This window comes from Streptomyces sp. A1277, from assembly GCF_004795015.1.
Classification (GTDB): Bacteria; Actinomycetota; Actinomycetes; order Streptomycetales; family Streptomycetaceae; genus Streptomyces.
This window is the reverse complement of the sequence record NZ_SSBI01000015.1, coordinates 18,562-43,377: the sequence shown is the minus strand read 5'-3', so window position 1 is coordinate 43,377 and position 24,816 is coordinate 18,562. Positions and strand designations below refer to the sequence as shown.

Genomic DNA, 24,816 nt, shown 5'->3' with positions numbered 1-24,816 from the left:
CGGGTGCGGGTCAGATCGGGAGGTTGAACATCTTCTTCGCGTTGCCGTAGAAAACGGCGTCGCGCTCGGCGTCGCTGATGTCGAGTTCGTTCTTGACGAAGTCGACGCCCTGGCTCATCCAGGAGCGGAAGACGGGGAACGAGGAGCCGAACATGTAGTGGTCGGCACCGTTGATCTTCAGTGCCGCCTCGACCTGGATCTTGCCCCAGGAGTGCGGGTGCGTGAGGTCGAAGAAGATGTTGTTGTCGAGGTACTGCTTGATCTTGTCGCCACCCGTCGTCGACAGGCGCTGCATCGCCTCGCCGGCCTTGGGGGCGTGCGGGGTGAGCAGAGCCGTGGCCGCGAACCAGTTGCCGCCGAACATCGTGTGGATGAACTTGAGGTCGGGGAACTCGTCGAACATGCCACTGAAGAGCTCGCGCCCGACCGCGATGCCCTGGTCGATGATGCGGCCGTACTCACGGCGGAAGTTCTGGTAGTCGATGACCGACTTCCACTCCACCGGCAGCGGCGTGTGGTGGACGATGACCGGGACCTTCTTGTCGTTCAGCACCTTGAGGTAGGGCTTGAACGCCTCGTCGTCGAGGTAGAGCTGGCCGTAGTGGCAGGCGAGCTGGACGCCCACGGCGCCGTTGTCGAGGCAGCGCTCGAGCTCGTAGATGTTCTCCTTGCCGCCCCACGGCGGGACGCAGGCGGTCGAGAACAGGCGGCCGTTGGACTCAGCAACGATCTTGGCAGCGTTGTCGTTGACCGCCTTGCACGTCTCGAGGCCGAGCCACTCCTGCCAGACCGGGACGCGCATGATGCCGTAGTCGACACCGGCGTCGTCCATCGCCTTCAGCTTCGCCTCGGTCGAGTAGTCACCCTCGACGTAGTTGAGGTTGGGGTAGCCCTTCGGCTTCTCCAGGACCAGTTGCTTCTTGCCGTCCTCCATGGTGATGACGCTGGCGAGCTCGCCGAAGCCGCGCGGAGCGCTGTTGAGGAAGCCGTTGAGGATCTTCTCGTTCGTGAACAGGTCCTCGGGCAGGTGGTGGATGTTGATGTCGACGACAGTCATGACACTCCTTGCGGGTTGCGCTCGCGCAGCTTGGCGCGCGAGCTGTCGGTGTAGATGCTTTCGACGATGTCGTGCGGCGTGAACTCACCCGTGAGCTCGCGCCCGACGACACCGTCGCTGAAGACGAGTACGCGATCGCACAGCAGCGCGAGCTCGTTCTCGTCGGAGCCGGCGACGAGAACGGCGCGACCCTCGCGGGCAGCCCCGCGGACCGCCTCGACGATGATCTTGCGCGCCCCCACGTCGACGGCCTGGGTGGGCTCGTGGAGCACCAGCAGCGCCGGGTCGGTGGCCAGCCACTTGGCCAGGAGCACCTTCTGCTGGTTGCCGCCGCTCAGGTTCTTGAGCATCGCGTGGGGCCACGGGGGCCGCACGTCGAGACGCTCGATCCATTCGGCCGCACGCCGCTTCTCGTTCCCGCTGTCGAGCGGCCTCACCTTGCCGGAGGCCCTGCCGGCACACGTCTGCGGGAATGAGATGTTCTCCGTGACGCTCATCCCGCCGCAGATCCCCGCCGTCTCGCGGCCCTCCGGGACGAGCGCGATGCCGTTCCTGATCGCGGTGGCGGGCGACAGCCCCTTGAACGCCACCCGCCCCGCGGGCAGGGTCACGGTGCCGCCTTCCGCCTGGGAGACGCCGCTGATCAGGTAGGGGACGTCGTCGTGGCCCGACCCGCTGAGTCCCGTCACGCCGACGACCTCGCCGGGCAGGATGGACAGGGAGAGTTCGCGGACGTTGCGCCCGACGAGGCCGCCGACCACGACGGGGGCGGCGTCGGTCGCCGTGGCGGCGGCCGAGCGGCGATCGAGGCCCTCGACCTCGCGCCCGAGCATGAGGTGGGCGAGGTCTGACTTGGTCATACCCTCGACCTCCTGGCCGGCCACTACGATCTCGCCGTCGCGGAGCACGGTGACCCGGTCGGCGGCCTCGACTACCTCCTCCAGACGGTGGGTGATGAGCAGGGCCGAGGTGCCGGTGGCGACGATGCGGTCGAGCAGGCCGTAGAACCGCTCAAGCGACTCGCGGCCGAGGGCGCGCGTCGACTCGTCGAAGATGATGACGCCGCCGCCCTCCGCAAGGTCCTGCACAGCACGGGCGATCGCGACGACCGCCTTCTCGTCCTCGTGCAGGTCCGCGACCTTGGCGTCGAGCGGGATTCTGCGCGGGCCGAGCCGGTCGAAGACGGCCTGGATCGCCTCGGCCTCCGCCCGCCAGTCGATGCGGCGCAGGAAGCGCGACCCCTGGAACCGGCCGAGCCGGGTGTTCTCCAGCACGGTGGCGTCGGCCACGAGGCCAAGACTCTGGTGCACGACGCCGACGCCGGCAGCGCGGGATTCGTCGGGCCGGATCGGGAGTCGCAGGTCGGCGCCGTCGACCATGACACGGCTGCCGGCGTCGGGGCGGTAGAGGCCGGTGAGGATCTTGGCGAGGGTGGACTTGCCCGACCCGTTCTGCCCGATGAGGGCATGGATCTCTCCGGGACGCACGTCCATGGTGACGTCGCGCAGGACCGTGGCGCTGCCGAAGGTCATCGAGACCCCCTCGACGGCGAGCCGGGGGCCCTGCGGGAGACCGGCCCGTCCCGCAGGGGCCTGCTCAGGGAGCCCGTTCACGCGGTGCCCCACAGCTTCTTGAAGTCGTCGGTGAAGGTGACCGGGCCGAACCACTCGCCGGAGAGCTCCGCCTTTTCGGTCAGCTCGACGTCGTCGATGTTGTCCTTCGTGAACAGGCGGGTCGGGATGTTGTACTCCGGCATCGGCTGGCCGAGGATCAGGCGCAGCGCCGCGTCGGTGTTGACCCAGCCCTGGAAGGCCGCGGCCTGAGCGGTGACGGCCGTCAGCGAGCCGGACTTGAGGGCCTTCAGGCCGCCGAGGGAGGCGGAGCCGGTGACGACCTTGATGTCCGTGCGCGACGTCTGCTGGACACCGCCCTGGGTCGGCTGCAGGTACTGCTCGAACTGCGCGTCGACGTAGTTGATGGCCGGTTCCTTGAGCAGCACGGCGCTGGTCGAGGAGGGGACGAGCGCGAAGTTGGAGGACGTGACCTTGTTGATCGTCAGCTTGCAGCCGGGGCAGCTCTTCTTCAGCGCGGCCTTGCCGTCGGCGACGTAGCGGGTGGGCGACGGGCCGTCGGAGCTCTGGTTGACCAGGATGTTGGCCTTGCCCTTGGAGTCCGAGGCGATCCAGTCGAAGAGACGGATCTGCTGCTCGCTTCCGGGGACCGGCACCCAGGCGAGCGTCTTGGAGGCCGGGTGGGCAGGGTCGGGCACCTGATTGCTGAGAACGACCGGGACTCCGGCCTTCTGCGCGGCGTCGAAGCCGTTGGCCGCCAGCGCGTAGGGGATGGCGTCCGCGATGATGGCCGCGGCCTTGGCGTCCGTCGCTTGGCCGATGCAGCCGCCGATGTCGGTCGGCGTTCCCTTGCCGTCGCAGACCTGGAGGCGCAGGCCCGCGGCTTCGGCGGCGACGGCGAGGGCCTTCTCCGTGGTGGTGAACTGCGGCGCCTGCTTGGTGAGCGGGACGTAGAAGATCGTCTTTCCGGCGACGGAGCCGATCCTGTCGAGCTTCTCCGTCGGGACGGGGTAGGCGTCCAGCGCCTTCATCGCGGTGGCCAGCTCGTCGCCGGCCGCAGAAGCCGAGACGTCGTCGCCGGCGGACGTGGTGTCTTCCGAGTCACCGCCGCAGGCGGCGAGGGAGCCGGCGAGGAGGGCGATGCCTGCGGCCGCGGCCCAGGTGCGGGCGCGACGGGTGGAACGTGCGGGTCTCATGGCGAACTCCGTTGTCTGCTGAGAATGACGGTGGCGGGGGCTGATCCGGAGAGCGACCGGCGGGTGATCAGCGCGAGCGGCTGCGCAGTACGGTCGAGATGGTCACGGCAACGACGAGGACGCCGCCGTAGAAGACGCTCGTGACCCAGGAGGTCGCGCCCAGGAGCTGGAGTCCGAGCACACCGGTCGCCAGGAAGAAGACGGCGATAAAGGTGCCGATCGGATTGAACCGTCCCGGTTGCAGGATCGCCGTGCCGAGGAAGGTCGCCGCGAAGATCGGCATCAGGTAGCTCTGCGACACGTTGGGGTCGAAGCCGCCGGTGGCCGCGGCGGAAAGCACCCCTCCCACGCCGGCGATGAGGCCCCCGGTCGTGAAGGCCCCGATGCGCAACCGCGTCACGCGCACACCGGCCAGTCGGCTCACCTCACGGCTCTCACCGACGAAGCGCATGGTGCGGCCCAGCGGCGTGAAGTGCAAGACGTAGGCGAACCCGAGCATGAGCGCGAGCCCGTAGAAGAAGCTGATCGGAAGGCCGGCGACGGGCAGGAGCGCGATGTCCTTGAAATCCGTGGGAAGGCCGCTGACCGGCATCAGGTCGGAGACCCAGAGCGCGATTCCGAGGAGGAAGGTGCCCATGCCGAGCGTCACCACGATGGTGTTGACGCCGACCTTGACGACCAGCCAGCCGTTGACGGTGCCCACCGCGGTGGACAGGACGATCGAGGCGAGCACCGCCGCCCACACATTCCACCCGTGGTTGACGTTGAGGGCCGTCAGCATGATGGCCGAGAGCCCGAAGTTGGAGGCGACCGACATGTCGACGAACTCGCCGACGATGATCGTGCAGAGCAGGGCGGCGGTCAGAAAGACGAGTGCCGCCTGGTTCTGACTGCCGAAGACCACCTTGAGGCTGCCCGATGTCATGAAGGTGTCGGGACGGATGGCCGAGAAGAAGACCGCGAGCGCGATCCAGACGCCGATGACGGCGAAGCGGGAGGCGAACCAGGCTCCGCCGCCGCCGTGCTTCACAGGGGCGGCCGGCACGGGGGCTGGTGCGGGCGGCGACTTCACGCCGGTGGTCGGCCCGGTGGCCGTGGGCATCTCTGGCATGGGATCAGGCGCTCCCTGACTGGTACGTGCGGGCTATGGTGCCGAACTTCAGAATCGTGTGCGAAACCATATACAGAATCACCTGTAACGCAACCCCCTTTGCGCCCCCCAAATCGTGGTTGAAATCGTACACGATCTCGCCTACGGTTTCGGATCACCGTGTGGCGCATGCCATACCCCCTACACAGAGAGGCAGGGCACACGTGACTCAGGCAGCCGGTCGTGACGTCGAGTACCAGCACGAGGGGACCCGCATGCTGGGCTTGGTCGTGGCGCCCCAGGGCGAAGCAGCCGGCCGCTTCGCCGCCGTCGCGGTCCTGCTCATCCACGACGCCTTCGGCCTCAGCGAGGAGATGATCGGCACCGCGACGCGGCTCGCCGAGGCCGGGCATCCGGTATTCCTGGCCGACGTGTGGGGCGAGCGCGCCACGCCTTCATCGGTCACCGAGATCGGGCCGCTGATCGGTGGCATGGCCCAGGACCGCAACCGGTGGCTGGGGCGCGTCGCCGCCGCCCACGCGGCGCTCGACGCGCAGCCCGAGTTCGCCGGACGTCCGCTGGCCCTGCTCGGTTACTGTTTCGGCGGCTCCTCGGCGCTCGAGTACCTCCGCACCGGGGCCCACGTCGCCGGCGTCGCCGCGGTGCACCCCGGGCTCGACCTGCTCGACCAGGACTGGAGCACTCCGGGATCGGGCGCCGTACTGCTGGCGATCGGCGCCGACGACCCGATGGCGACGCCTGACATGCGGCACCGGCTCGAGGAACACCTGAGCTCCGCCGGGCTGGACCACCAGTTCCACCTCTACAGCGGCACCACCCACGCCTTCACCAGCCCGAAGGCCGCCGACTCCCCCCAGCCCGAGGTGTTCGCCCACAACGCGCGCAGCGCCGCGCGGGCCTGGGTGGCCACCACCGGCTTCTTCGCCGAGCTCTCCGCTCCGGCCTTCTGACCACCCGCCCATGCCCCCTCAACCGACGAGGACAATGACATGACCACCACCGATCTCGACATCGCGATCATCGGAGCGGGGCCGGCCGGCCTGCTCACCGCTCTCCGCATGCACCAGAAGGGCTTCCGCCCGGTCGTGTACGAGGCCGTACCCGAGCTCAAGCCGCTCGGCGTCGGCGTCGACATCAAGACCGTCGGCACGGCCGAGATCGACGACCTCGGCCTGCTGGAGGAGTTCCGCGCGATCTCCGTCGACGCGGAGGACTCGATCTTCTACAACCACTTCGGCCAGGAGATATACGCCGAGAAGTGCGGCGTGCACATGGGCTACCTGCACGAACAGCGCTTCGTGCACCGCGGCACCCTCCAGATGCTGCTCTACCGGACCGCGGTCGAGCGGCTCGGCGCGGACGCGATCCGCCTCGGCGCCGCCGCCACCGGCTACGCGCAGGACGAGACCGGCGCGACGCTCGACCTCCAGCACGCCGACGGCCGCACGGAGCAGGTGCGCCACGCGGCGATCATCGCCTGCGACGGCATCAAGTCCGCCATCCGCAGGCAGATGTCCCCCGACCTCTCCGAGCCGCACTTCTCCGGCATCACCATGTGGCGCGGCACCACGGTCATGGAGCCCTTCCGCAACGGCCACACGATCCTGCACATCGGCGACCCCGGCATCGCCTCGATGATCGTCTACCCCATCGCCGACGACTTCGAGGGCACCGGCAAGACACTGGTCAACTGGGTCGCCGAGACCAACGGCGAGGAGACCATCGAGGACTGGAACCAGGTCGGAGACATCAGCGAGGTCATCCCGCTCCTCGACACCGTCGATCTGCCCTTCCTCGACGTCCGGCGGATGATGCGCGAGGCCCGCGAGGTCTACCTCTTCCCCCTGATCCGCCACGACCCGCTCGACAACTGGGTCGACGGCCGGGTCGTCCTGCTCGGCGACGCCGCCCACGCGATGTACCCGCGCGGCGGCAACGGCATCACCCAGGCGATGATCGACGCCCGCGTCATCGTGGAGAAGCTCGCCGAGACCCCGGACGACCCGCACGCGGCCTTCGTCGCCTACGACGCGGCCCGCCGCGAGGCCGTCAACCGGATCGTGATGAACATGCGCGGTGAGGGCTACGAAGTCATCCGCCGCATGGTCGCCGAGCGCACCGGAGGCACCCCCATCAAGGACATCGAGGAGGTTCTCCCGCTCGCGGAGGCCGACGGGATCTTCAGCAAGTACCACGCGCTGGTCGGCTCGCCCCGTCCCGGCTTCGAGGCCGGCGAGGCCACGGGCTACCGCACCGACGACCTCAAAGAGTACGGAGCCAAGGCATGACCGTCGCCCCGGTTGTCCTCGCCGACGAGGCCACGCGCGCGGCGATCCTCGAAGTGGAGGAGCGCCGTCAGCAGGCGCTGCAGGAGATCGACCTCGACACCCTGCGCGACCTGTACGACGAGTCACTGATCCACACCCACGCGCCCGGCCTCACCCACACGAAGGCCCAGCTCCTGGAGCACGTCGCCACCCGCGCGCCCTACAAGGGCGTTACCCGGGGCGATCTGACCATCCGTGTGATCGGCGACGTCGCGATCATGACGGGCCGTCTGATCAACCGTCTCGGCAGTCCGGACGGCTCCGAGCGCACGGTCGCCGGCCAGGTGATCCAGGTACTGCGGCGCTGCGAGCACGGTGCCTGGCGCTTCGTCAGTTTCCAGATGACCCCGGACGGCGAGCACGTCTGGAGCCCCACCGCCGAGGAGAAGGCCGGCCTCGACAGGATCGCTCAGGAGGAGCAGCAGTGAAGATCGCACGCTTCCACACCGCAGAGGGGCCGACGCGGCTGGGCCGTGTCGACGGCGACCGGGTCACCGACATCTCCGATGTCGTCGGGGGCACGTCGCTGCGGTCGATCCTGCCCCTGCTGCCCTCGCTGAAGCACGAGATCCTCGCGGCCGGCGGCCCGTCGTACGCACTGGCCGACGTGGTCCTCGAGGCCCCGATCGACAACCCGCAGAAGTACCTCGGCATCGGCATGAACTACAAGGAGCACGCCGAGGAGGCGCGTGCCGCGGGCATCCCGGTACCGGAGTACCAGATGTGGTTCAACAAGCAGGTCTCCTGCATCGCCGGACCCTACGACGGCATCATGAAGCCCAACATCTCCGACGCCCTCGACTACGAGATCGAGCTCGGCGTGGTGATCGGCCAACGCTGCAAGCACGTGTCCGTCGAGGACGCCCGCTCGGTCATCGCCGGGTATCTCGTCACCAACGACGTGTCGGTCCGCGACTGGCTGCAGAAGAGGTCACCGACGTTCACGCTCGGGAAGTCGTTCGACACCCACGGCCCGATCGGCCCCTGGCTGACCACCGACGACGAGATCGCCGACCCGCACGACCTGCGGATGACCCTCAGCGTCAACGGCGAGGTCCGCCAGGACTGGCCGACGAACGACATGATCCACGACATCTACGAGCAGATCGCCTATCTCTCGCAGGTCTTCACGCTCATGCCCGGCGACATCCTCGCCACCGGCACGCCGGCCGGCATCGGCGCGCCGCAGGGCAGGTTCCTCAAGACCGGCGACGTCGTCCGCGCGGAGATCGAGGGCCTCGGCCACATCGAGAACCGCGTCATCGCCGAGGGCTGAGCGGCCATGAGCATCCGCACCAGCATCGACCTCCCCGGGTTCAGCCACGTCAACCCGATCCCGGCCGCCAGCCGCATCGGCCCGTTCGTCGCGACCGGTGCCATCACCGGTCGCGACCCGGTGACCGGCGAGATGGCGCCCGACGCCGACCAGCAGTTCGCGCACGTCTTCGCCCACGTCCGCACGCTGATGGCCGAACTCGGCGGCACGACGGACGACATCCTCAAGATGACGTTCCACCTCGCCGGCCCCGACGACCGCGAGGCACTCAACCGTGAGTGGCTGGCGATGTTCCCCGACCCTGCCAACCGCCCCGCTCGGCAGGCGGTCGCGGCCCGCCTCGGCCGCGGCGCCGTCGTCCACTGCGAACTGCTCGCAGTGCTCAGCGACTGAGGAAGTGACCATGACGCACCTGCCCGACCCCAGCAGCTCCTCACCCGGCCCCGTGACCTACGAGGCACCCGTCACCATCAAGCGGATGCTCTTCGCCACCTGGACGCTGCTCGACTCGCTCCGCCCCGACCTGAAGGCCGCGGCGATCGTGCCCGACATGGACGCTCCGGGCCGGGTCGACTGGGACTTCATCCCCAAGCCCGACCGGGCGGGCATCCCGATGCACGCGCTCGACCGGCACCAGAAGGTCATCGCGCACACGCTGCTCAAGGCGGGCCTCAGCATGCGCGGCTACAGCCAGGCGCTCTCCGTGATGGCCACGGAGAACATGCTGCGCGAGATCGAGGTGCTGGACCGCGGCTTCGGCGTCCTCGCCGGCAACTTCCGCGACCCCGAGGGCTACTGGTTCAGCTTCTGGGGCCGGCCCGGCTTCGAGGACACGTGGGGCTGGCGGGTCATCGGCCACCACCTGTCCCTCAACTACACGGTCGTTGCACAGCGTTACCTCACCGTCACGCCGCTCGCGATGGGCGCGCAGCCCGTCGGCGCCGGCGTGCTGGACGCGCTCGGGGAGAACGAGCGCCGGGCTCTGGCGATCCTGCATTCGCTGACCCCTGACGCGCAGGAGCAGGCCGTCATCCACGATGTCGCGCCCGCCGACTTCGTCACCCGTCAAGTTCCCCTCGTCGGCGCCGAGGAATGGCCCGACTGGGTCGACCTCGGGATCGTCGGCTACGAGACGACCGACGAGGACCGCGAGCGCCTGCGCTTCGTGAAGGCCGACCCGTCGGGCATCAGCGGCGCCGACCTGACAGGCGATCAGCTCGACGCCGTACGCGACCTCCTCCTCTACTACGTGGAGACCGGTCCCGACGAGCTGTCCCAGCAGTATCGCGAACAGATTCTCGCGGCCGACCCGTGCGACATCCGTTTCGCCTGGGCAGGCGGACGCGAGGCGAACACCGCCCACTACTATCGGATCTCCACGCGTGACCTGCTCGTCGAGGCCGACAACGCGGTGGCCGCCGGCCAGCACGTCCACGCCATCTGGCGTGACCTCAACAACGACCTGGGCCACGACCTGCTGCTCGACCACTACGCGCGGCACGGCCCGGACGGCCGGCACCTGCGGCGCCGGCTGGTGTCGAACCGGCCGACCGAGGACGCCCCGCTCGAGACCGGAGGGTGGTACGTCCCAGAGGTCTACGTGAAGCACTGACCGACGCGTGAAACAAAGTCGATCGCCGGGCCGACGCTCACGGGCCGCCCGGCGATCTGGCGCGACCAGGCGCGAGCAAGCGCGAGCAAGCGCGAGCAAGCCGCCGAACGTGCGGAAGGTCCGCGACCGGAAGGCCGGGGCCTCGTCACGCACCTGCCGGTGCTCGGCGAACGTGCGGTCGTCATCGACGCGGACACGAAACTCGTGGTTGCCGCGGCCCGGCCCGTTCCCGGCGACACCGCCGAGGCAAAGGCATGGCGGGTCTCCGGTCCGGCCGACCGGTGCGAAGACGCTTCGACGGATGCGGGCCGGCGTCGAACACGCCCTTGCCTGCATGAAGCAGTACAGATCCTCGGCGGCTGCCGGCGGCGCGGCAGCGGCCTCCATCACGCGGTCCAGGCTGTCGCTCACATGCGCAGCATCTTCCTCGTCGCGTCATCAGGACCACCGCACACCCGGCCCTGCCCCGCCCGGACACAGTCTTCTGCCACACGCTTCAGACCGAGGCCCCGGTCTGCGCCCCGCCCGGATCGAGGGCCTGGAGGCGTTCGTGGAGAGCCGCCAGCGCCTCCGTGGCCTGCTCGATCGCCGCCTGGTGATCCGCGCTGAGCCCCTCCAGGGCCTCCTGGATCGGCCCTGCCCAGCTGTCCGCGATCGCCTCGTGCTCCGAGCGCCCGAGTGCGGTTGACCTGACCAGCGTGATGCGACGGTCCTTGGGACTGGTCTCCTTGACCACGAAGCCGCGACCGGCCAGGACCCGGATCGCCGCGCTCACGTTGGGCTGGCGCAGTCCCAGCGCCTGTGCCAACTCACCGACGGTGGATCCCGGCGCGTCGATGACCTGCTTGAGCAGTACCAGTTCGGTGGTCGGGATCGGGCCGACGCCCGCACGCTCGGGCGACCGTCGGTGGACGGTCCACCCGAGCTCGCGCAGGACGTCGGCCAGCTCACGCTGGTGAGAGGGAAGGCTCATCTCGCTCATCGTAACGAACCGCCGCGCGCGGCGGCACAGCTCAGAGCGGCTGGGCCATGACCTCGAGGACGTGATCAGTGGCTGCGATGTTGTCGAAGCCCGGCTTGCGGCCCATCTCCCACTCCGCGATGTCGAGCGAGGTGTCGACGACGAGCTTGCAGCGCTCGAAGCGGCGGTCGGTGTACTCCGCGAAGGCCGCCTCGATGTCGTCCCGTTTGGCAAGGCAGTCGGCGAGCACGACGCCGTCCTCGATCGCCTGGGCGGCGCCCTGTCCGAGGTGCGGCGTGATCGCGTGGACGGCGTCGCCCATCAGGACGATGCGGCCCTTGTGCCACGGGGCGTTTACGATCAGGGACTCCTCCGGCCGCAGCACGATGTCGCAGTCGTCGGTGATGAACTCGTCGCGGATGCGACCCATGAAGCCCCCGAACGGCGCGAGGTACTCGCGCAGTTTCTCGGCACTGTCCATGCCCGAGTCAGGCGCCTGCTTCTCCATGTGGGCGTTGTAGAAGAGGTAGGCCAGGTCCTTGCCGATCGGGACGAGACCGGCCATGCCCTCGGGGCCGGCCTGGAGGATGATGCTGTCGATCTCGGGCAGGAGCGGGATGTTGACGCGGTAGGCCGACTGGCCGATGTAGTAGGGCGCGACCTCGCCCTCGACGACGTAGCCGCGGGTCTTGGAGTAGACGCCGTCGGCACCGACGACGATGTCGAAGCGACCGGTGGATTCGTCGGTGAAGCTGACGTCGACGCCGGCACCGTCGTCCTTGAGTTCCACGAAGGTCGTCGAGTAACGGATGGTCACGCCCGCCTCGACGGCGCGAGAGGTCAGGATCTCGTGCAGCTTCGGACGGGTGAGGCCGTTCATCGGAGGCAGGTCGACACCGGGAACGGGCGTGCCCGGCATCTCCTTGATGAAGGTGCCGTCGGTCGAGTAGAGACCACCCCAGCGCTTGGCCGGGTAGCCGGCCGCGATGCAGTCCTGGGCGCAGCCGATCATGTCGAGCGCCCGCAGAGCGTTCATCGGCTGGATGATGCCGACGCCGTAGACAGACGAGTGGACGTCGGAGTGGAGCTCGACGACCGTCGCGTCGTAGCCCTTCTGCTGGACGGCGATAGCTGTCGCGAGACCGCCAATGCCTCCACCGACAATCAGGATCGAACCTCGGCTCATAGCAATTCCCTTCGGCTCCGCGGTGTAGCTCCGCGATCAGGTGTGGCGCACGCCACAAGGAATATACGAAGGTATATATATTTTCGTCAATGGTTCTGATGAGACGGGTTTCAAACCCCTCCCGGGACCTCCTCGCCTCGCCGTCGCAACCCCCCTGACGGCGCCCCACGCCAAGAACCAGGGGACGCCGGCCAGGAAGCCTGCGAGTGGGCAGAAGCCGCTCTCAAGCGGCGGCCGGACCAAGGGGCGCATCACGCGAGCCAGGCGAAGCGGGGCGACGCATCCGCGCCCGCCGTCCTCTTCCACGGCCGATACTGCGGGCCCGTATCCGTCGCCGCAAAGGCCGGCGAGTACAAGCATTTCGAAACAGGCCCGTCTACTACAGGTGCTCGTCTCCCGAGTCGACTCGGGAGACGAGCACTCTCCGCGGCCGGTAGGCACACAAGGGCCGCTGACCTGTGTTTCTCGGTGGTGCCGATGGCCTGACCTGCCTTCTCGGCTTACTGCCTGACCGGCTCAAACCGCGTGCAGTCCGCCCGCCTGCCCGCCGTCAGCAGCAGCAGTGAAAGCACGCGGCGACGCCCGTCGGCACTGGCGGGTCTTGGTGGTGAAGCCTCCACGGAGCAACCGAGCGCCTCACCTTCTGCACCACCTCCACCAGGCGGGCGCGCAGTCTCACCCATGGTCTTTCGCTCTGATGTGCCGTAGCGGCCGCCCCTTTTGACGCGGCGGCGGGTGGTGGGCGCCTTGGAGAACAGGCCGAGGAACCACCGGCGATCTTTAGCAATCCAGGGAAACAGCAGGTCAGAGCCCCCTCGCTGCAGGCTCCAAGATCACCACGCACTTCACGCACGCACTCCACGTGCGACGTCACCGGCAGCAGGTCGGCGACCTGCTCATGCGCGCGTCACCGACCGCCCCGCCGTTCCGGCCTGTCAGGGCTCCATCCGCTGAGATGTGGCCTGAGTTCCTCCGGCGTGGGTTCGCGTGCATCCGGCATCTTCGGAAGCTCACTCAAGGGGTCAATCGACCTCACGTACGCCCTTGCCCACCCCAGCCAGCGACGGGCTTGGCTCAAAGTCGGTTCGTCCACGACTCCGTGAAGCTCGCCAATACGACGTTCCAATGCCGTGCAGTACGCACTGAGGGCAGCAGACTCCTGCCAGCGCCCGGCCTCTTGCCGTAGGGCCTGGGCAAGTTGTTCTCGAACAGCCTGTTCCTTCGCCACCTTCATCGCGGCTCGCCAGCGGACTTCGCGTTCCATAACGGCCTGCTGCTCGTCCTGCCTGCGCCGAGCTTCCTGTGCCGCTCGTACCTCGATCTCTCCAAGGACCGCGTCCAGGGCCTCTTCGAGCGCCCGGGTCTTCCGATCTCGCCAGCGGCCGGGCCGGTCGGTCAGGCCATGAGCGAGCTCCACGACGAGGCGAGAGGAGCGGTCGGGATCCGTGGACTGCGGGAACTCCTGCCTGACACTGACGGTGTAAGGGAGGCCGTCGACAGCAATGTCCACTCCACCCTCGCGTGGGTGGAAGAACGAGTGGGCCTTCCGCACCTCGTACCCTCGCCGGACCGCTTCAGCCGACAGTCCCTGCAGCAGAAGAAGCGACCTTCGGCGGAGCCCGGACGGCATCACGAGCCGGCGCTCGTCGTCTTTGAGCGCGGTCACGATCGGATGGAGGCTCCCCAGCCGTGAGGGAACGGGAACCGGATCCCCGCCTTCCTTCGGCCGTTGACTCCGCGCATTGGGGTGCGGGCCATCCGCAAGAAACAGCTCCAGCCCCGGCCCACCGTACGGAACCTTCTCGATGCGCTTGCCCGCTGGTTCCAGGCCGTGCCGTTTCGCGTAGTTGACGACACGCCGCCACTCCGTGACCTCGTCGTCATCAGGGTCGGTGATCCGAACGCGGCCCTCGGCGACGAGCCGCTCGATCAGCTCATGAGCCTTCGCCCGCCGGGCCCGCGCGACGGGCCTCTCATTGTACGGCGTCCGAGGGTTAGCGGTCGCTGCCGGCTCACTGCCATCAGCGACCGCAGAATCGTCGTCGATCATCAGGACCCCACCATCCCGCAAGGTATCGGCCGAGCGCCAGCCACTCGACATCCAGGCTCCACCGCCCGCGCTGGAAACGAGGCGGTTCGACGAACCCGTACTGCCGTACAGAGCCGAAAGGCGCCCGGCAGCCCTGGGAGTCCCCTGGGACTTTTCTGGGTCTTCCGGCCCCATCAAGCGGCACGAACGTGAAATGGCCGAAGGGTCATTCGCGCAGGTCAGCGGCCGCCAACCGCTCATCGCGGCAGGTCGCCGCACTAGCTGGTCTCTTCCGGGATATCTGACGGGCGGGGTGTCGTGCCCCTTGAGGGCAAGGGGCACGACACCGCAACACGCCAGCTGACCTGCGGATATATACCTTCACAGCCCTCCACTGATCACTGTTGTTTTTCAGCACCTTGTGCAACGCACGTGCAAGATGATCTTGAATGGGTGACGGTACGTCAGAGGCGTCTGAGTGCCCATCAGCCTTCACGGAGGGTTGTCGCCGAAGTGGCCTCGCGACGTCCGATATCGGTCGTGTCACGCCGACCGCACCGGCGGACGTGGCCTGCTGCTCGTCGCCGTTCTCTCCGACCGGTGGGAATGCGTCCCCCACCCACCCGGCAGCAAGTCCGTCCGGGCCGAGTTGTTGGCGCCTTGAACAGTGTGTGGCCACGCCTGGTGGGGTTTGCTGCTCGGACGACAAGACCAGCAACGCGTATCTACGAAGCCCTCCGAGCTCACGACCACTGACGGCCTTCCTCCTGCCCAACGCTGCAGTAGGGCCGGCAGGTTCGGTGCGCCGTCAGGTGACCTGAACCGGTGGGTTCGATACGTCGGGCAGCTACGATCTTCCTCAGCGCAGTCGACGGGTCTCAGGAACCCATCCCTTGCGATGGGCCCTCCGGTCCTGACGTCCGGGTGCTGATCACACCGGATGCTTGGGGTCGAGCCCTGTGCTTGTCACAGGGTGGCGGAGGGATACAGCGGCCGCCCGTGCAGGGGCGGTGGAACAGCTCAAGGTGAGGCTCGTCGGCTGCGTCTCACCGACGGGGGACGGGGCGGTTCGATGACGACGGCAGACGACTTCGCGGATCTCAGCCCCGCGGAGTTCCTCCAGGCGGTGGTCAGCGGCTCGATCTACCCGTACACCGAGCACCGGATACCCAAACCTCGTGGCGGACTTCGGACCTTGCACGCCCCCATCCCCCGATTGTCGTGCGTGCAGCAGGAGATCCTGGCCCGTCTGGGCACTCTTCCAGCCAGGTTCCAGCCACACCCGGCAGCGTTCGCGTATCGACGGGGCCGCTCGGTCATGGACTGCGCGGCAGTCCATCTGCGGGCCCACACCGTGATCCGCCTGGACATCGCCGACTTCTTCGGAAGCATCCGGGAGCGGCATGTCCACGCGGCCCTGAAGGACGCGTGGCCCCGCACGGCGGGACCTGAGTACCGGATCGAACTCGTGGGGGACGACGACGGCTGCCCGGAGATCGGCCTGCGCCGTGTCGGCCGCACCCTCGGTGCGTACACCACGGCCCGGCTGGTCACCGTGTCACCGCCTGCGTCGAACCAGACCTGGACGAACCGTGGCACCGGGCACCGCGACGTGTACCTGGAGACCACCGGGCAGCACTTCTCCGTCCGCCGGCCCGCCCTGGTCCACAAGCACACCCGCGAGGGCTTCCTGCCGCAGGGCGCTCCCACCAGTGGGTATCTTTCGAACATCGTCATGCGCGACGTCGACGAGGTCGTCTCGCACCGGGCCGAGTCCTTGGGGTTGCGCTACACCCGCTACAGCGACGACATGTACTTCTCCAGCCGTGGTCCCGTGCCCCACGACCGCGTGGACCGTCTCGTCGCCGAGGTGAAGGGGGTCCTGGAACCGCTGGGCATGAGACTCAACGCGAAGAAGACCTATGTGGCTCGCCCCGGTGCTCGCCGGAGCGTACTGGGCATCGTCGTCGACGGCCCCACTCCTCGCCTGACGCGCGCGTACAAGCGCCGCATCACCATGCATGTGCGAGGAGCCGCGTCGTTCGGTGTCGTGCAGCATTGCCATCATCAGAAGTTCGGAGATCTGGCCGAGCTGGACGCTCATGTCACCGGGCTGCTGTCCTTCGCGCACATGGTCGAACCCGGCTGGGCCGGAGAACAGCTCGCGACCTGGAAGCGGCTGCGTGAGATTCCGCTGGAACACGAAGAACCGGTGATCGCGCAGTACGGGCTGGATCTTCCTTGGGACGAGGAGGTCGAGGTCTCTCAGGCGGACCTGGCCAAGGCGTCGATCGACGATCTCGTCCGAGGTGCCCAGCGCTATCGCTCGTCCGCCGACTACGTGCAGATGCTCGAGTTCGTCGGACGCTTCAAACGGTACGCCCCGTTCAATGCGATGGTGGTCCACATCCAGAGGCCGGGCGCGCGTTACGTCCTGTCCTCCTCGGAGTGGAAGTCGAAGTACCGGCGGGTACTCAGACCCGGCGCCCAACCGCTGTTGATCTTCCAGCCCCGGGGGCCCTACATGCTCGTGTACGACGTCGGGGACACAGAAGCCCTGCCGGGAGCCCGGGCGCTGCCCAAGGAGGTCACCTCCCCTGTGTCGGTGTCATCGCGGGCCGGTGAGAAGGAAGTCGCTGAGGTCTGGCACCACACGGAGTCGAACCTGGCGCCCCTGGGAATCCGGCTGACCTTGGTCGACCACGCGGCCTCCTCCTGCGGGCGCACGTACCCGAGCAGGTCCGGCGGTTTCGTCGGGCGTCCTGGCAGCAGGCCCGGGGATCGACCGGAGACGTACCCGACGCTGTTCGAGATTGAGGTCAACCGGAATCTGCCCCTGCTGGACCGGTACGCCACGCTGGCCCACGAGCTCGGGCACCTGTTCTGCGGACACCTCGGCGCAGGTCCTGGGGAGACCTGGCCCGACCGTCGGTTGCGGCCCCGCTCGGACGAGGAACGCGCCACGGCCCATGCCCGCAACGAGGTCGAGGCCGAGTCCATCGCCTACATGGTCCTCAGGCGGCTGGACCCGGATGTCCAGATGGGCAACTACATCACCGGACACCTCGGCCCCGACCAGCAGGTCCCCAACAGCGTCGCCCTCAACCTCACGTTCAAGGCCGCCGGCCTGATCATCGAGATGGGGAGGAAACGCGTCCCTGCCACCAGGCTCCAGAAATCGAAGAAGTGATCAGGGTACCCACCTGAATGCGTCGAACCTCTGCGAGTTCGGTCTCGGTCGTCGGATCAACCGTCCACTCGCCGCCGGTAGCGCCAGATCTGCCGCAGCAGCAGAGCCTCCATGCCCGGTGGGACTCAAGCTCCGCATCAGGAACGGTCTCCCGGCCGAGCCCCGGATGGACCATGAGAACGACAGAGTCTCCTGCCTGCCGTGCCCTCAGACACGCATCCCCAGCTTCAGGGCAGCTTCGCGGGCCTTCTCGTCGGCCATGGCGATGAGTCGCTTCCGGCCGCCGTGGGTCTGGAAGTCCGCCTGCGACTTGGCCAGGAGGACTTCCGCTCGCTCCGTCAGTTTGTGCGCTGCGTTCAGTGTCTTGATGCGGTCCTTGGTATACCGGTTGGACGGCAGCGCGTGAACCACACTCGTCTGCGCACGGACGCTAGTGATCAGGCGGCGCACGGTCTGGCGCTGGGCCTCCAGCTCAGCGGCGCGTTGGATCGCGCGCGAGTTCGGGGACTGCCCGCGCCCGGAAGCCACTTGACTCTCGCAGGGCGTCATCCGGCTCCACCCGGCGGTCCGGTCCTGGCGAGCAGACAGCCGAGACGCTGCCGCGTTCACTGGAGTGATGTGGCCAAGCTCCAGGAGGGAGAACAGCGCGATCCCCCTCTCGTCCGCGAACTTCAGGGCACTGGCCGTATAGCCGCCGGACGCGTAGAACAGCAGGTGATGGTGCGCGTCCGCCACCCCCCGCAGTTCTCGGAGGGGGCCGACACCGATCGGCTGACCGTAGTGCTTCACCTGCGCAATGGCATCGTGGGCGATCACGTCGATACCCCCGTCCGCGCCGGAACCTGTCACCTGTGCCTCGGCGAAGCCGATACTGCGCATGTGGTCGACGGCGGCGAGCTCGGCGTCCTGCCATGTGCGGATGGCTCTCGCGCGGAACACCCTCTCCTGTGAGCCGGTGCATTCCTTCGCTTTCGGAGGTGTGGATGCCCGGCCGGGATTCCCCGGGTGTGCTCGGGGAATCCCGGAGGCGTCGCTGTCGCCCTGCGCGAGGTACGGAGGAGTGCCCGGGCCGTCCTCATCGCCAGGCCGACCGGCGTCGATCAAAACACGGGCCACCCCCGGCGAAAGGGGCTTAAGCTCCATCACCCCCTCTGGGCCGTCGAGCACGACCGCCTCGCCGAACCGCGACTGACTCCCACTCCCCAGGACGGTGAGGGGACGGCGCAGTTCCATGTGTTCCACCTTGAAGGTGCCCCGCCACAGGAGGAGACGCTGACCGGTCAGCGCGCCGTGGAACCGGAGAGTGGTAAAGAGCGACTCGACCCGCTCACCGGGCGCCAGATGCGTCAGCAACTGCTCGGCCTGTGGTGAGTTGCCTACCCAGCCGCTGCCGCGGACAGCAGCGGAGGTACGAGGGTCGCTGCGGATACTTGACACCATGCCATCTTGCATCAACTCATCCGTGCAAGCTGAGGGTTCCGGTGCGCAACCTAGCTCCCGGTGCGGAGTGCACCACGAATTCGGCAAATTCTCGAACCCAACCCGGTCGTCACCGGGTACGCCAGCCTCTGCCTGCCGCTCCTGAGTCCCAGTGAGGTCCTGGCCCGCCTGCCCTGGACGACCACCATCCTGCGCGCTGTGGATCGAGGCAGCCTTCGATCACGACAACGCCTTCAGTACCCTGCGCGGCACCCACCACGGTCCCGGTCCGGCTGCCCGCCGCTACTGATCGGCGTTTTGGGGCGACAGCGCCCTGCGCGCATTGCCGAACACACCGATACGTCTACGCCGGCAACGGTGGCCGTGGCTTTGTCGATGGCGCCACGGCAGCCGTCGAGTGTGCTGCGCTCGTCGTCGAGCTTCTCCTCCTGAAGTCGCTCAAGCATTCCGTGATGTGTTCGATGGCCTGTTGGCGCCTGCGGGTCGGCGTGCGCGCTCACTCCCACCGCCACGGCCATGAGCACGAGCGGAGCGGCCACGGTGAGCGCCGTGCCACCGGCGGCCGCGGCACCGGCGGTCGCACCGGCCCCGCCGACTGTGCCCGCCGCTGCCGCGCCTCCGACCGGCACGCATCTCGCTTTGGAAGCGATCCTGCCCGTCGAATTCACGAGCTCACCGTAGATACCGCCCGACCGCCCCCTTCGGCACCATCGGGCGGACGATGCCCTGCCCGAACTGGGCGGCGACCTTCGCCGGGACCACCATGCGATACGGAAGGGGATTTCGGGTCGGGTGCCGCCTGTGGGGAAGTGTTCGGCGAGGGAGGCGATCTCGCGGCTGTTGCGGTGGTTCCGCGCAATCTCGACGCGTCCCGTGGAGCGGCCGAGAGCGTCGGTGATCTCGTTGAGGGTGGAGTTCGTTTCCGTGAGGCGCTGACAGTCGTCGGCGAAGACCGTGACGGATACGGCGGCGATACGGACCAGCCGGTAGAAGCCGGGCGACAGGTCCTGGCCTTCGTCGACGACAAGATGGGGCATGGTCTCGTCGTATGTGCCGAGCGTCCCGGCGGCCTGGCCGGTGAGGGCCGTCCAGTCGAACCAGCCGTCCTGGGTACGCGGTGCGCCGTAGCCGAAGTGGCGCAGAACCCAGCCGTGGACGGTGGCGGCCTCGACGGGGGCACTCGGGACCGTGAGGCCCTGGAGCGTTTCCCGCAGGAGCTGACGCCGGAGGTTGGAGCGAACGGGCCCGGATCAGCGCCTGGGCACAACAGTCTCCATGCCAGTGACCTGATCCAGCAGCGCGAGGAAGGCTGGTTGTACGGCACGGGCGCCAAGGAGGCAGTCGACCGTCCGCTGGACGAAGGACGTCACACCGGGCGTCGAAAGCACCACTGATCGCGGCCGGTCCTTCTGATGCGCCACGGACCGCGTTGCTGGAGATCGAGTCGACCTGCCGAAGATCCGCCGATGACATGCCGAGGTGCTGGTTCGCGCCGCCGCGGCCTCCGCGCGAACCTGAGTGCCTCACACTCGGGTCGATGGCCGGAACCTGACATGGCGTCACCTTGGCGTTGACGTCTCATCGATCTCTTGATGGAATGCCTCGTTCGCATGATTCGCGAGGGCGGAGTACGGGAACGTGGCAGGGCTTGACAGCGCAAACCTGAAGAATCTCCTCCGTGACGTCGCCTCCGGGCGCCTTCAACTTCCCGATTTTCAGAGGGAATGGAAGTGGGACGACGATCGCATCCGGGCCATCATCGCGACGGTGACGCTCGACTATCCACTGGGCGTCACGATGACGCTGGAGACCGGTGGGGAATCCCCGTTCCGCACCCGGCCGCTCACTGGCGCCGAGGCCGGCGCGGAGCGCGAACCAAGCTTGTTACTCCTGGACGGCCAGCAGCGGCTGACGTCGCTCTTCCAGGCGCTGTATGTCTCAGACGTCCCGGTACTCACGGTGAATTCGCGGGGTAAGCCGGTGAGCCGCTGGTACTACGTGGATATCGCGAAGGCCACAGGCTCCCCCTCCGACCGGGACGAGGCGATCGTCTCAGTGCCGGAGGATCGGATGCTACGTCGGGACTTCGGACGCACCGTCGTGCACGATCTCACCGATACGACGGGTGAGTGCGCCGCCGGTCTTTTCCCGTTGCGGATCGTGTTCGACACGCAGCAGGTCAACGCCTGGCGCCGCGAGTACGAGAAGGCCGACGAAGCGCGGAACTTCCGACTGTGGTCAGACTTCGAGGACAAGGTGCTCCACCCGGTCCGGTCGTTCCAGGTTCCAATGATCAACCTGTCGTCTTCGACGTCTATGGACGCTGTCTGCGCGGTCTTCGAGCGGGTCAACACGGGCGGTGTACCGCTCAACGTCTTCGAGCTGCTGACCGCGACGTATGCGGGCAACCGCGCGTACACGAGCCGCACGGGTGCTTACTACGACCTCCCCTCCGCTTGGCGCTCGATCAAGGAACATGTAGCGGAGCGGTATCCTGCGCTCGGCCGCCTCGAAGTAGACCTCGACGACGGCCTCAGCAATAGCGATTTCCTTCAGTCCGTGGCCCTTGTACGGACCTGGAATCGCAAGCAGCAGGATCCCTCGGTAGGCGTCTCCTGTAAGCGACGCGACCTCCTGGAGCTCCCTCTGGGCGACTTCGAGGGGCTGTCCCTGCGCTTGAAGGACGCCTTCGAGTGGACAGGCGGATTCCTGTTCACCCAGTGCATCGTCCATGTGGCCGACCTGCCGTACCGCACCCAACTCGTTCCGCTGGCGGCGGTCCGGGCCATCCTCGGTGACGAAACCGACACTCCGGAAGCGATTCGGAAGATCGAGCAGTGGTATTGGTGCGGCGTCCTCGGTGAGATGTACGGGGGCTCAACCGAGACGCGGTTCACCCGCGACGTCGAGCAACTGGTCGCCTGGATCCGCCGGGATGAGGCCGCCCCCGACACGGTCACCGACGCATACTTCTTCCCCGACCGCCTGCATACGCTCAAGACACGGAACAGTGCTGCGTACAAGGGAATTTACGCCCTCCTGGTCAAGCAAGGGGCGGTGGACTGGCACTACGCAGAGGCTCCGCTGGTTCCTGGTCGGCTCATGGAGTACGGGGTGGATGTCCACCAGGTCTTCCCCCGAAGCTGGTTGCGCAAGAATCTGGACGATACGTATCCGGCGACCTCCATCGTCAACAAGACCCCCTTGTCATTGCGCGCCTCTCAATCCCTCATCGGAGCGCCCGCCGCCTACGTGGAGTCCTTGGCAGCCGCCGCCGACCTGCGCCCGGAGTGGTTCGACGACGTACTTCTGACTCACCTCGTCGACCCCAAGGCTCTCCGGGCGAACGACTACGTGGCGTTCTTCGAGTCCCGTGCCGCGGCCCTCGAAGAACTCGTGTATCAGGCCATGGGGAAGCGGACCACCGTCGTTCGTGACGCAGCGGACGTGGAGGCCGACCGTTGATCAGGAAGCCGGGATCGCAGAAGCTGATCGAGCTCAAAGGCGTAGAGGTACAACTTGAGGCGCTCTTGGACCTCTTCGCTGTGCGTACACGCCGGAATGCGATCGTCCACGAAATCAGTAAGGCGCTTGCCGACGTCGGCTTGACGACTTTGCCCGACTTCTCGACCTGCCCTGCCCGGAGCAGCGTACGCCTTGTGGAACTAACCGCAGCGCCCTCCCTGCCGGAGCCCGCAGACGACGAGATTCCGGAGCCGCTCCCCCCTGGGATGCTGCCGCAGCGTCTACTCATCGGCGATCTTCCGTCCGCATCCGGCGGCGTGGTCTGCGTACCCTTCGGCGCCCAGCTATTCGAGGCCACCTACCTCATGCGGCACAAGGGGATCGCGCAAATCCCGGTGACCAGCAACAGGACCAGACTGCACGGCATCGTCACCTGGCGCTCCCTCGCACTCATGTACGAAAACGGAAAGGAAGTGACGCTGGAGAACGCCATGCAACAGGAGTCCTTGCCGGTGTTCGACAGTCGCGAGGACCTCTTCAGCTGCCTGCCGCAACTCACCGACCACGGCTATCTGCTGGTACGGGACCAGGAAGGGGAACTCACAGGCATCGTGACCTATCGCGAGATCGTCCGACGCTTCCAGTACACCGCGCGCCCCTTCTTCCTTCTCGGCGAGATCGAGTCACTGCTGCGGCGATGGCTGGGCGAGGCGTTGGATACCAGCGCAATCGTGGCGGTTCAGGGCAACCGGAAGGCCGAGGACCGAACGGGAAGTATTCAGGATCTTACGTTCGGCGACTACGTCCACCTGCTCGACGGCAACCAGAAGAAGCAACAGCTCGCCGAACAGGCGGACCGGAACTGGGCTGCCATCGGCCATCCGACGCTCGACCGAGGACAGTTCGTTCACCACCTCGAACGCGTTAAGGACATCCGGAATCGAGTTGCTCACTTCGATACGGAACCGCTGCCCCGGCAGGACCTGCGCGAGTTGACGGCGTTTGCTGACCTGCTTCGTGAGTACGTTCGCTGACTCCCGCCGGAGTGACGCGTCCGCCCTTGACGTCTGCGCACGTCAAGGGCCAGAAACCCACCCTGTCCCCGTAGCCGCAGGGATAAGGTGACCTTCGGTGATGGTGCAACACGGTACGCGGTCGCGAGAGGGTGACGCAGAGAAAATGGCAGAGGTGCCCGCGCAGATCGGCCGCTATGTGGTCGAGCGCGAGCTGGGCTCGGGGGGCATGGGAGAGGTCTATCTGGCCTATTCGCCCGGCGGGGACCCGGTCGCGGTGAAGGTGATTCGACGGGATCGCCTCGACCAGGCCACGCGCGCCCGATTCGAGAAGGAAGCGCTCATCGCGCGAACGGTCGTGGGTACGAACCGAGTGGCACGCTTCCTCGATGCCGATCCGTACGCCGAGCAGCCCTGGATGGCCGTCGAGTACGTCCCAGGACATACGGTTCACGAGCAAGTACAAAGCCGGGGCACGCTCCCTACCCCGCTCGTCGCTAGCCTCGGCGCGCTGCTCGCCGAAGGGCTCGAAGCAGTTCATAAGGTGGGCCTGCTCCACCGCGACCTCAAACCGCAGAACGTGATGCTCAGCGAGTACGGTCCGATCTTGATCGATTTCGGTCTCGGGGCCTTTGTTGACGCTGACAAGGACAACTTGACGCAGGCCGGGATGATCATCGGCACCATTCGGTGCATACCTCCCGAGCAAGCGCTCGCCCGCACCAAGCCGAAAGAACCTGCCGACGTGTACGGGCTCGGCACGGTGCTGCTCTATGCGGCGACCGGACACTACCCGTACGAGGGCGCGGACTGGCTCGGAATCGCCACTCAGGTGGCGGACGAGGAGCAGTCCCCCGATCTGGCCGGACTGCCTGATGCTCTCCGCCCGCTGATCACAGCGATGCTCGCCTACGCGCCGGCTGACCGTCCCATGCTGGCCGAGGTGACCCGGCAGTGTGTGGCCCTCGTAGAGGATGCGGGGCTGTCGGCGGCGCAAGCCCGCCATGCACTGGTAAGCGCGACGCCTTCCTCCGAGGACGGTGCCCGCGCGACGCAGGAAAACGGCCCGTCCTCCTCGGTGTGGGAGCGCATCGAACAGTTCGCGGCCCCGGTCGGCGAGACCGGCACTGCGGACGAGGACGACCAGGACAGCCCGCTCGACCGTCCTCTCCCGGCCTCAGAAGGCGCCGGCGCTGAGGCGCCTGCCGATCCCACGCAAGACATCGTGCGGGAAGTCGAGAAAACTCCCGATCCGGAGCCGCCGGCCCAGAAGCAGAGGCAAGGTCGGAAGCCGGCCTCTCTGGCAGTTTCCGAGGACTTGCGGAAGCGGTACGCGATGCAGTCCGCGCTGTAGCTCGGCTATCAGGAACATCGTCCGCCGG

At 67.4% G+C, this 24,816-nt stretch carries 18 protein-coding genes and 2 pseudogenes; 11 read left to right on the top strand and 9 right to left on the bottom strand.

Annotated elements, in window-relative coordinates:
- Positions 1 to 10 precede the first annotated feature (10 nt).
- The 4 genes from E6R18_RS12535 to E6R18_RS12520 form a co-directional block, all read right to left on the bottom strand.
- The gene (locus E6R18_RS12535; RefSeq protein WP_136316968.1) at positions 11 to 1,057 is read right to left on the bottom strand and encodes an amidohydrolase family protein; all 1,047 of its coding nucleotides are present in this window, start codon (positions 1,055 to 1,057) and stop codon (positions 11 to 13) included.
- The gene (locus E6R18_RS12530; RefSeq protein ID WP_240799709.1) at positions 1,054 to 2,670 is read right to left on the bottom strand and encodes a sugar ABC transporter ATP-binding protein; all 1,617 of its coding nucleotides are present in this window, start codon (positions 2,668 to 2,670) and stop codon (positions 1,054 to 1,056) included. Before E6R18_RS12530 ends, E6R18_RS12535 begins: the two co-directional genes overlap by 4 nt.
- Complete coding sequence (locus E6R18_RS12525; protein WP_136316967.1) at positions 2,667 to 3,824, bottom strand: substrate-binding domain-containing protein; 1,158 nt, start codon at positions 3,822 to 3,824, stop codon at positions 2,667 to 2,669. The genes E6R18_RS12530 and E6R18_RS12525 overlap by 4 nt, the downstream gene beginning before the upstream one ends.
- Before the next feature lie 67 nt (positions 3,825 to 3,891).
- A complete protein-coding gene (locus tag E6R18_RS12520) occupies positions 3,892 to 4,935 on the bottom strand; it encodes an ABC transporter permease (protein WP_136316966.1) in 1,044 nt (347 codons plus the stop codon).
- A gap of 203 nt (positions 4,936 to 5,138) precedes the next feature.
- Here E6R18_RS12520 and E6R18_RS12515 point away from each other — a divergent pair, with 203 nt between their 5' ends.
- The 7 genes and pseudogenes from E6R18_RS12515 to E6R18_RS35365 form a co-directional block, all read left to right on the top strand.
- Entirely contained in the window at positions 5,139 to 5,885 is a 747-nt protein-coding gene (locus tag E6R18_RS12515; protein WP_168712335.1) for a dienelactone hydrolase family protein, read from the top strand.
- 39 nt (positions 5,886 to 5,924) lie between these two features.
- Positions 5,925 to 7,223, top strand: a complete 1,299-nt coding sequence (locus E6R18_RS12510; protein WP_136316964.1) for an FAD-dependent monooxygenase — start codon at positions 5,925 to 5,927, stop codon at positions 7,221 to 7,223.
- Positions 7,220 to 7,690 carry a nuclear transport factor 2 family protein gene (locus tag E6R18_RS12505; protein WP_136316963.1) on the top strand — a complete coding sequence of 157 codons (471 nt, stop codon included), beginning with the start codon at positions 7,220 to 7,222 and terminating at the stop codon, positions 7,688 to 7,690. Before E6R18_RS12510 ends, E6R18_RS12505 begins: the two co-directional genes overlap by 4 nt.
- Positions 7,687 to 8,538: a fumarylacetoacetate hydrolase family protein gene (locus E6R18_RS12500; RefSeq protein WP_136316962.1), complete on the top strand. Its 852-nt coding sequence runs from the start codon at positions 7,687 to 7,689 to the stop codon at positions 8,536 to 8,538. The genes E6R18_RS12505 and E6R18_RS12500 overlap by 4 nt, the downstream gene beginning before the upstream one ends.
- A 6-nt stretch (positions 8,539 to 8,544) precedes the next feature.
- Complete coding sequence (locus E6R18_RS12495) at positions 8,545 to 8,931, top strand: Rid family hydrolase (protein ID WP_136316961.1); 387 nt, start codon at positions 8,545 to 8,547, stop codon at positions 8,929 to 8,931.
- A 10-nt stretch (positions 8,932 to 8,941) separates the two neighbouring features.
- Positions 8,942 to 10,150, top strand: a complete 1,209-nt coding sequence (locus E6R18_RS12490; protein ID WP_136316960.1) for a DUF3500 domain-containing protein — start codon at positions 8,942 to 8,944, stop codon at positions 10,148 to 10,150.
- Between the two features lie 118 nt (positions 10,151 to 10,268).
- Positions 10,269 to 10,417: pseudogene (locus tag E6R18_RS35365) on the top strand (IS5/IS1182 family transposase); the annotation flags it as partial.
- A 229-nt stretch (positions 10,418 to 10,646) separates the two neighbouring features.
- Here the strand turns inward: E6R18_RS35365 and E6R18_RS12485 are convergent.
- The 3 genes from E6R18_RS12485 to E6R18_RS12475 all read right to left on the bottom strand — a co-directional run bounded on the left by E6R18_RS12485 (position 10,647) and on the right by E6R18_RS12475 (position 14,347).
- The gene (locus E6R18_RS12485; RefSeq protein ID WP_240799708.1) at positions 10,647 to 11,123 is read right to left on the bottom strand and encodes a MarR family transcriptional regulator; all 477 of its coding nucleotides are present in this window, start codon (positions 11,121 to 11,123) and stop codon (positions 10,647 to 10,649) included.
- 40 nt (positions 11,124 to 11,163) lie between these two features.
- On the bottom strand, positions 11,164 to 12,297 hold the full coding sequence (locus E6R18_RS12480; RefSeq protein WP_136316959.1) for an FAD-dependent monooxygenase: 1,134 nt from the start codon (positions 12,295 to 12,297) through the stop codon (positions 11,164 to 11,166).
- Between the two features lie 907 nt (positions 12,298 to 13,204).
- Positions 13,205 to 14,347: a hypothetical protein gene (locus E6R18_RS12475; protein WP_240799707.1), complete on the bottom strand. Its 1,143-nt coding sequence runs from the start codon at positions 14,345 to 14,347 to the stop codon at positions 13,205 to 13,207.
- Positions 14,348 to 15,398: 1,051 nt separating this feature from the next.
- Between E6R18_RS12475 and E6R18_RS12465 the strand changes: the two genes are divergently transcribed.
- Entirely contained in the window at positions 15,399 to 17,516 is a 2,118-nt protein-coding gene (locus E6R18_RS12465) for an RNA-directed DNA polymerase (protein ID WP_168712334.1), read from the top strand.
- 207 nt (positions 17,517 to 17,723) lie between these two features.
- Here E6R18_RS12465 and E6R18_RS12460 read toward each other — a convergent pair whose 3' ends face one another.
- On the bottom strand, positions 17,724 to 18,956 hold the full coding sequence (locus E6R18_RS12460; RefSeq protein ID WP_168712333.1) for a restriction endonuclease: 1,233 nt from the start codon (positions 18,954 to 18,956) through the stop codon (positions 17,724 to 17,726).
- A gap of 353 nt (positions 18,957 to 19,309) precedes the next feature.
- Positions 19,310 to 19,727, bottom strand: a pseudogene (locus tag E6R18_RS12455) (hypothetical protein); the annotation flags it as partial.
- Positions 19,728 to 20,594: 867 nt separating this feature from the next.
- Here E6R18_RS12455 and E6R18_RS12445 point away from each other — a divergent pair.
- From E6R18_RS12445 to E6R18_RS12435, 3 genes are all read left to right on the top strand, one after another.
- Positions 20,595 to 22,421 (top strand): DUF262 domain-containing protein, encoded by a 1,827-nt coding sequence (locus E6R18_RS12445; protein ID WP_136316956.1) that lies wholly within the window; start codon positions 20,595 to 20,597, stop codon positions 22,419 to 22,421.
- Positions 22,418 to 23,455, top strand: a complete 1,038-nt coding sequence (locus tag E6R18_RS12440) for a CBS domain-containing protein (protein ID WP_240799706.1) — start codon at positions 22,418 to 22,420, stop codon at positions 23,453 to 23,455. The genes E6R18_RS12445 and E6R18_RS12440 overlap by 4 nt, the downstream gene beginning before the upstream one ends.
- A 145-nt stretch (positions 23,456 to 23,600) precedes the next feature.
- Positions 23,601 to 24,788, top strand: coding sequence for a serine/threonine-protein kinase (locus E6R18_RS12435; protein ID WP_136316955.1), 1,188 nt, complete (start codon positions 23,601 to 23,603; stop codon positions 24,786 to 24,788).
- Positions 24,789 to 24,816 lie beyond the last annotated feature (28 nt).

Coding starts and splice junctions, on each gene's coding strand:
- E6R18_RS12535 (WP_136316968.1), bottom strand. CDS start 1,057: ATGACTGTCGTCGACATCAACATCCACCACCTGCCCGAGGACCTGTTC.
- E6R18_RS12525 (WP_136316967.1), bottom strand. CDS start 3,824: ATGAGACCCGCACGTTCCACCCGTCGCGCCCGCACCTGGGCCGCGGCC.
- E6R18_RS12520 (WP_136316966.1), bottom strand. CDS start 4,935: ATGCCAGAGATGCCCACGGCCACCGGGCCGACCACCGGCGTGAAGTCG.
- E6R18_RS12510 (WP_136316964.1), top strand. CDS start 5,925: ATGACCACCACCGATCTCGACATCGCGATCATCGGAGCGGGGCCGGCC.
- E6R18_RS12505 (WP_136316963.1), top strand. CDS start 7,220: ATGACCGTCGCCCCGGTTGTCCTCGCCGACGAGGCCACGCGCGCGGCG.
- E6R18_RS12495 (WP_136316961.1), top strand. CDS start 8,545: ATGAGCATCCGCACCAGCATCGACCTCCCCGGGTTCAGCCACGTCAAC.
- E6R18_RS12490 (WP_136316960.1), top strand. CDS start 8,942: ATGACGCACCTGCCCGACCCCAGCAGCTCCTCACCCGGCCCCGTGACC.
- E6R18_RS12485 (WP_240799708.1), bottom strand. CDS start 11,123: ATGAGCCTTCCCTCTCACCAGCGTGAGCTGGCCGACGTCCTGCGCGAG.
- E6R18_RS12480 (WP_136316959.1), bottom strand. CDS start 12,297: ATGAGCCGAGGTTCGATCCTGATTGTCGGTGGAGGCATTGGCGGTCTC.
- E6R18_RS12475 (WP_240799707.1), bottom strand. CDS start 14,347: ATGATCGACGACGATTCTGCGGTCGCTGATGGCAGTGAGCCGGCAGCG.
- E6R18_RS12465 (WP_168712334.1), top strand. CDS start 15,399: ATGACGACGGCAGACGACTTCGCGGATCTCAGCCCCGCGGAGTTCCTC.
- E6R18_RS12460 (WP_168712333.1), bottom strand. CDS start 18,956: ATGGTGTCAAGTATCCGCAGCGACCCTCGTACCTCCGCTGCTGTCCGC.
- E6R18_RS12435 (WP_136316955.1), top strand. CDS start 23,601: ATGGCAGAGGTGCCCGCGCAGATCGGCCGCTATGTGGTCGAGCGCGAG.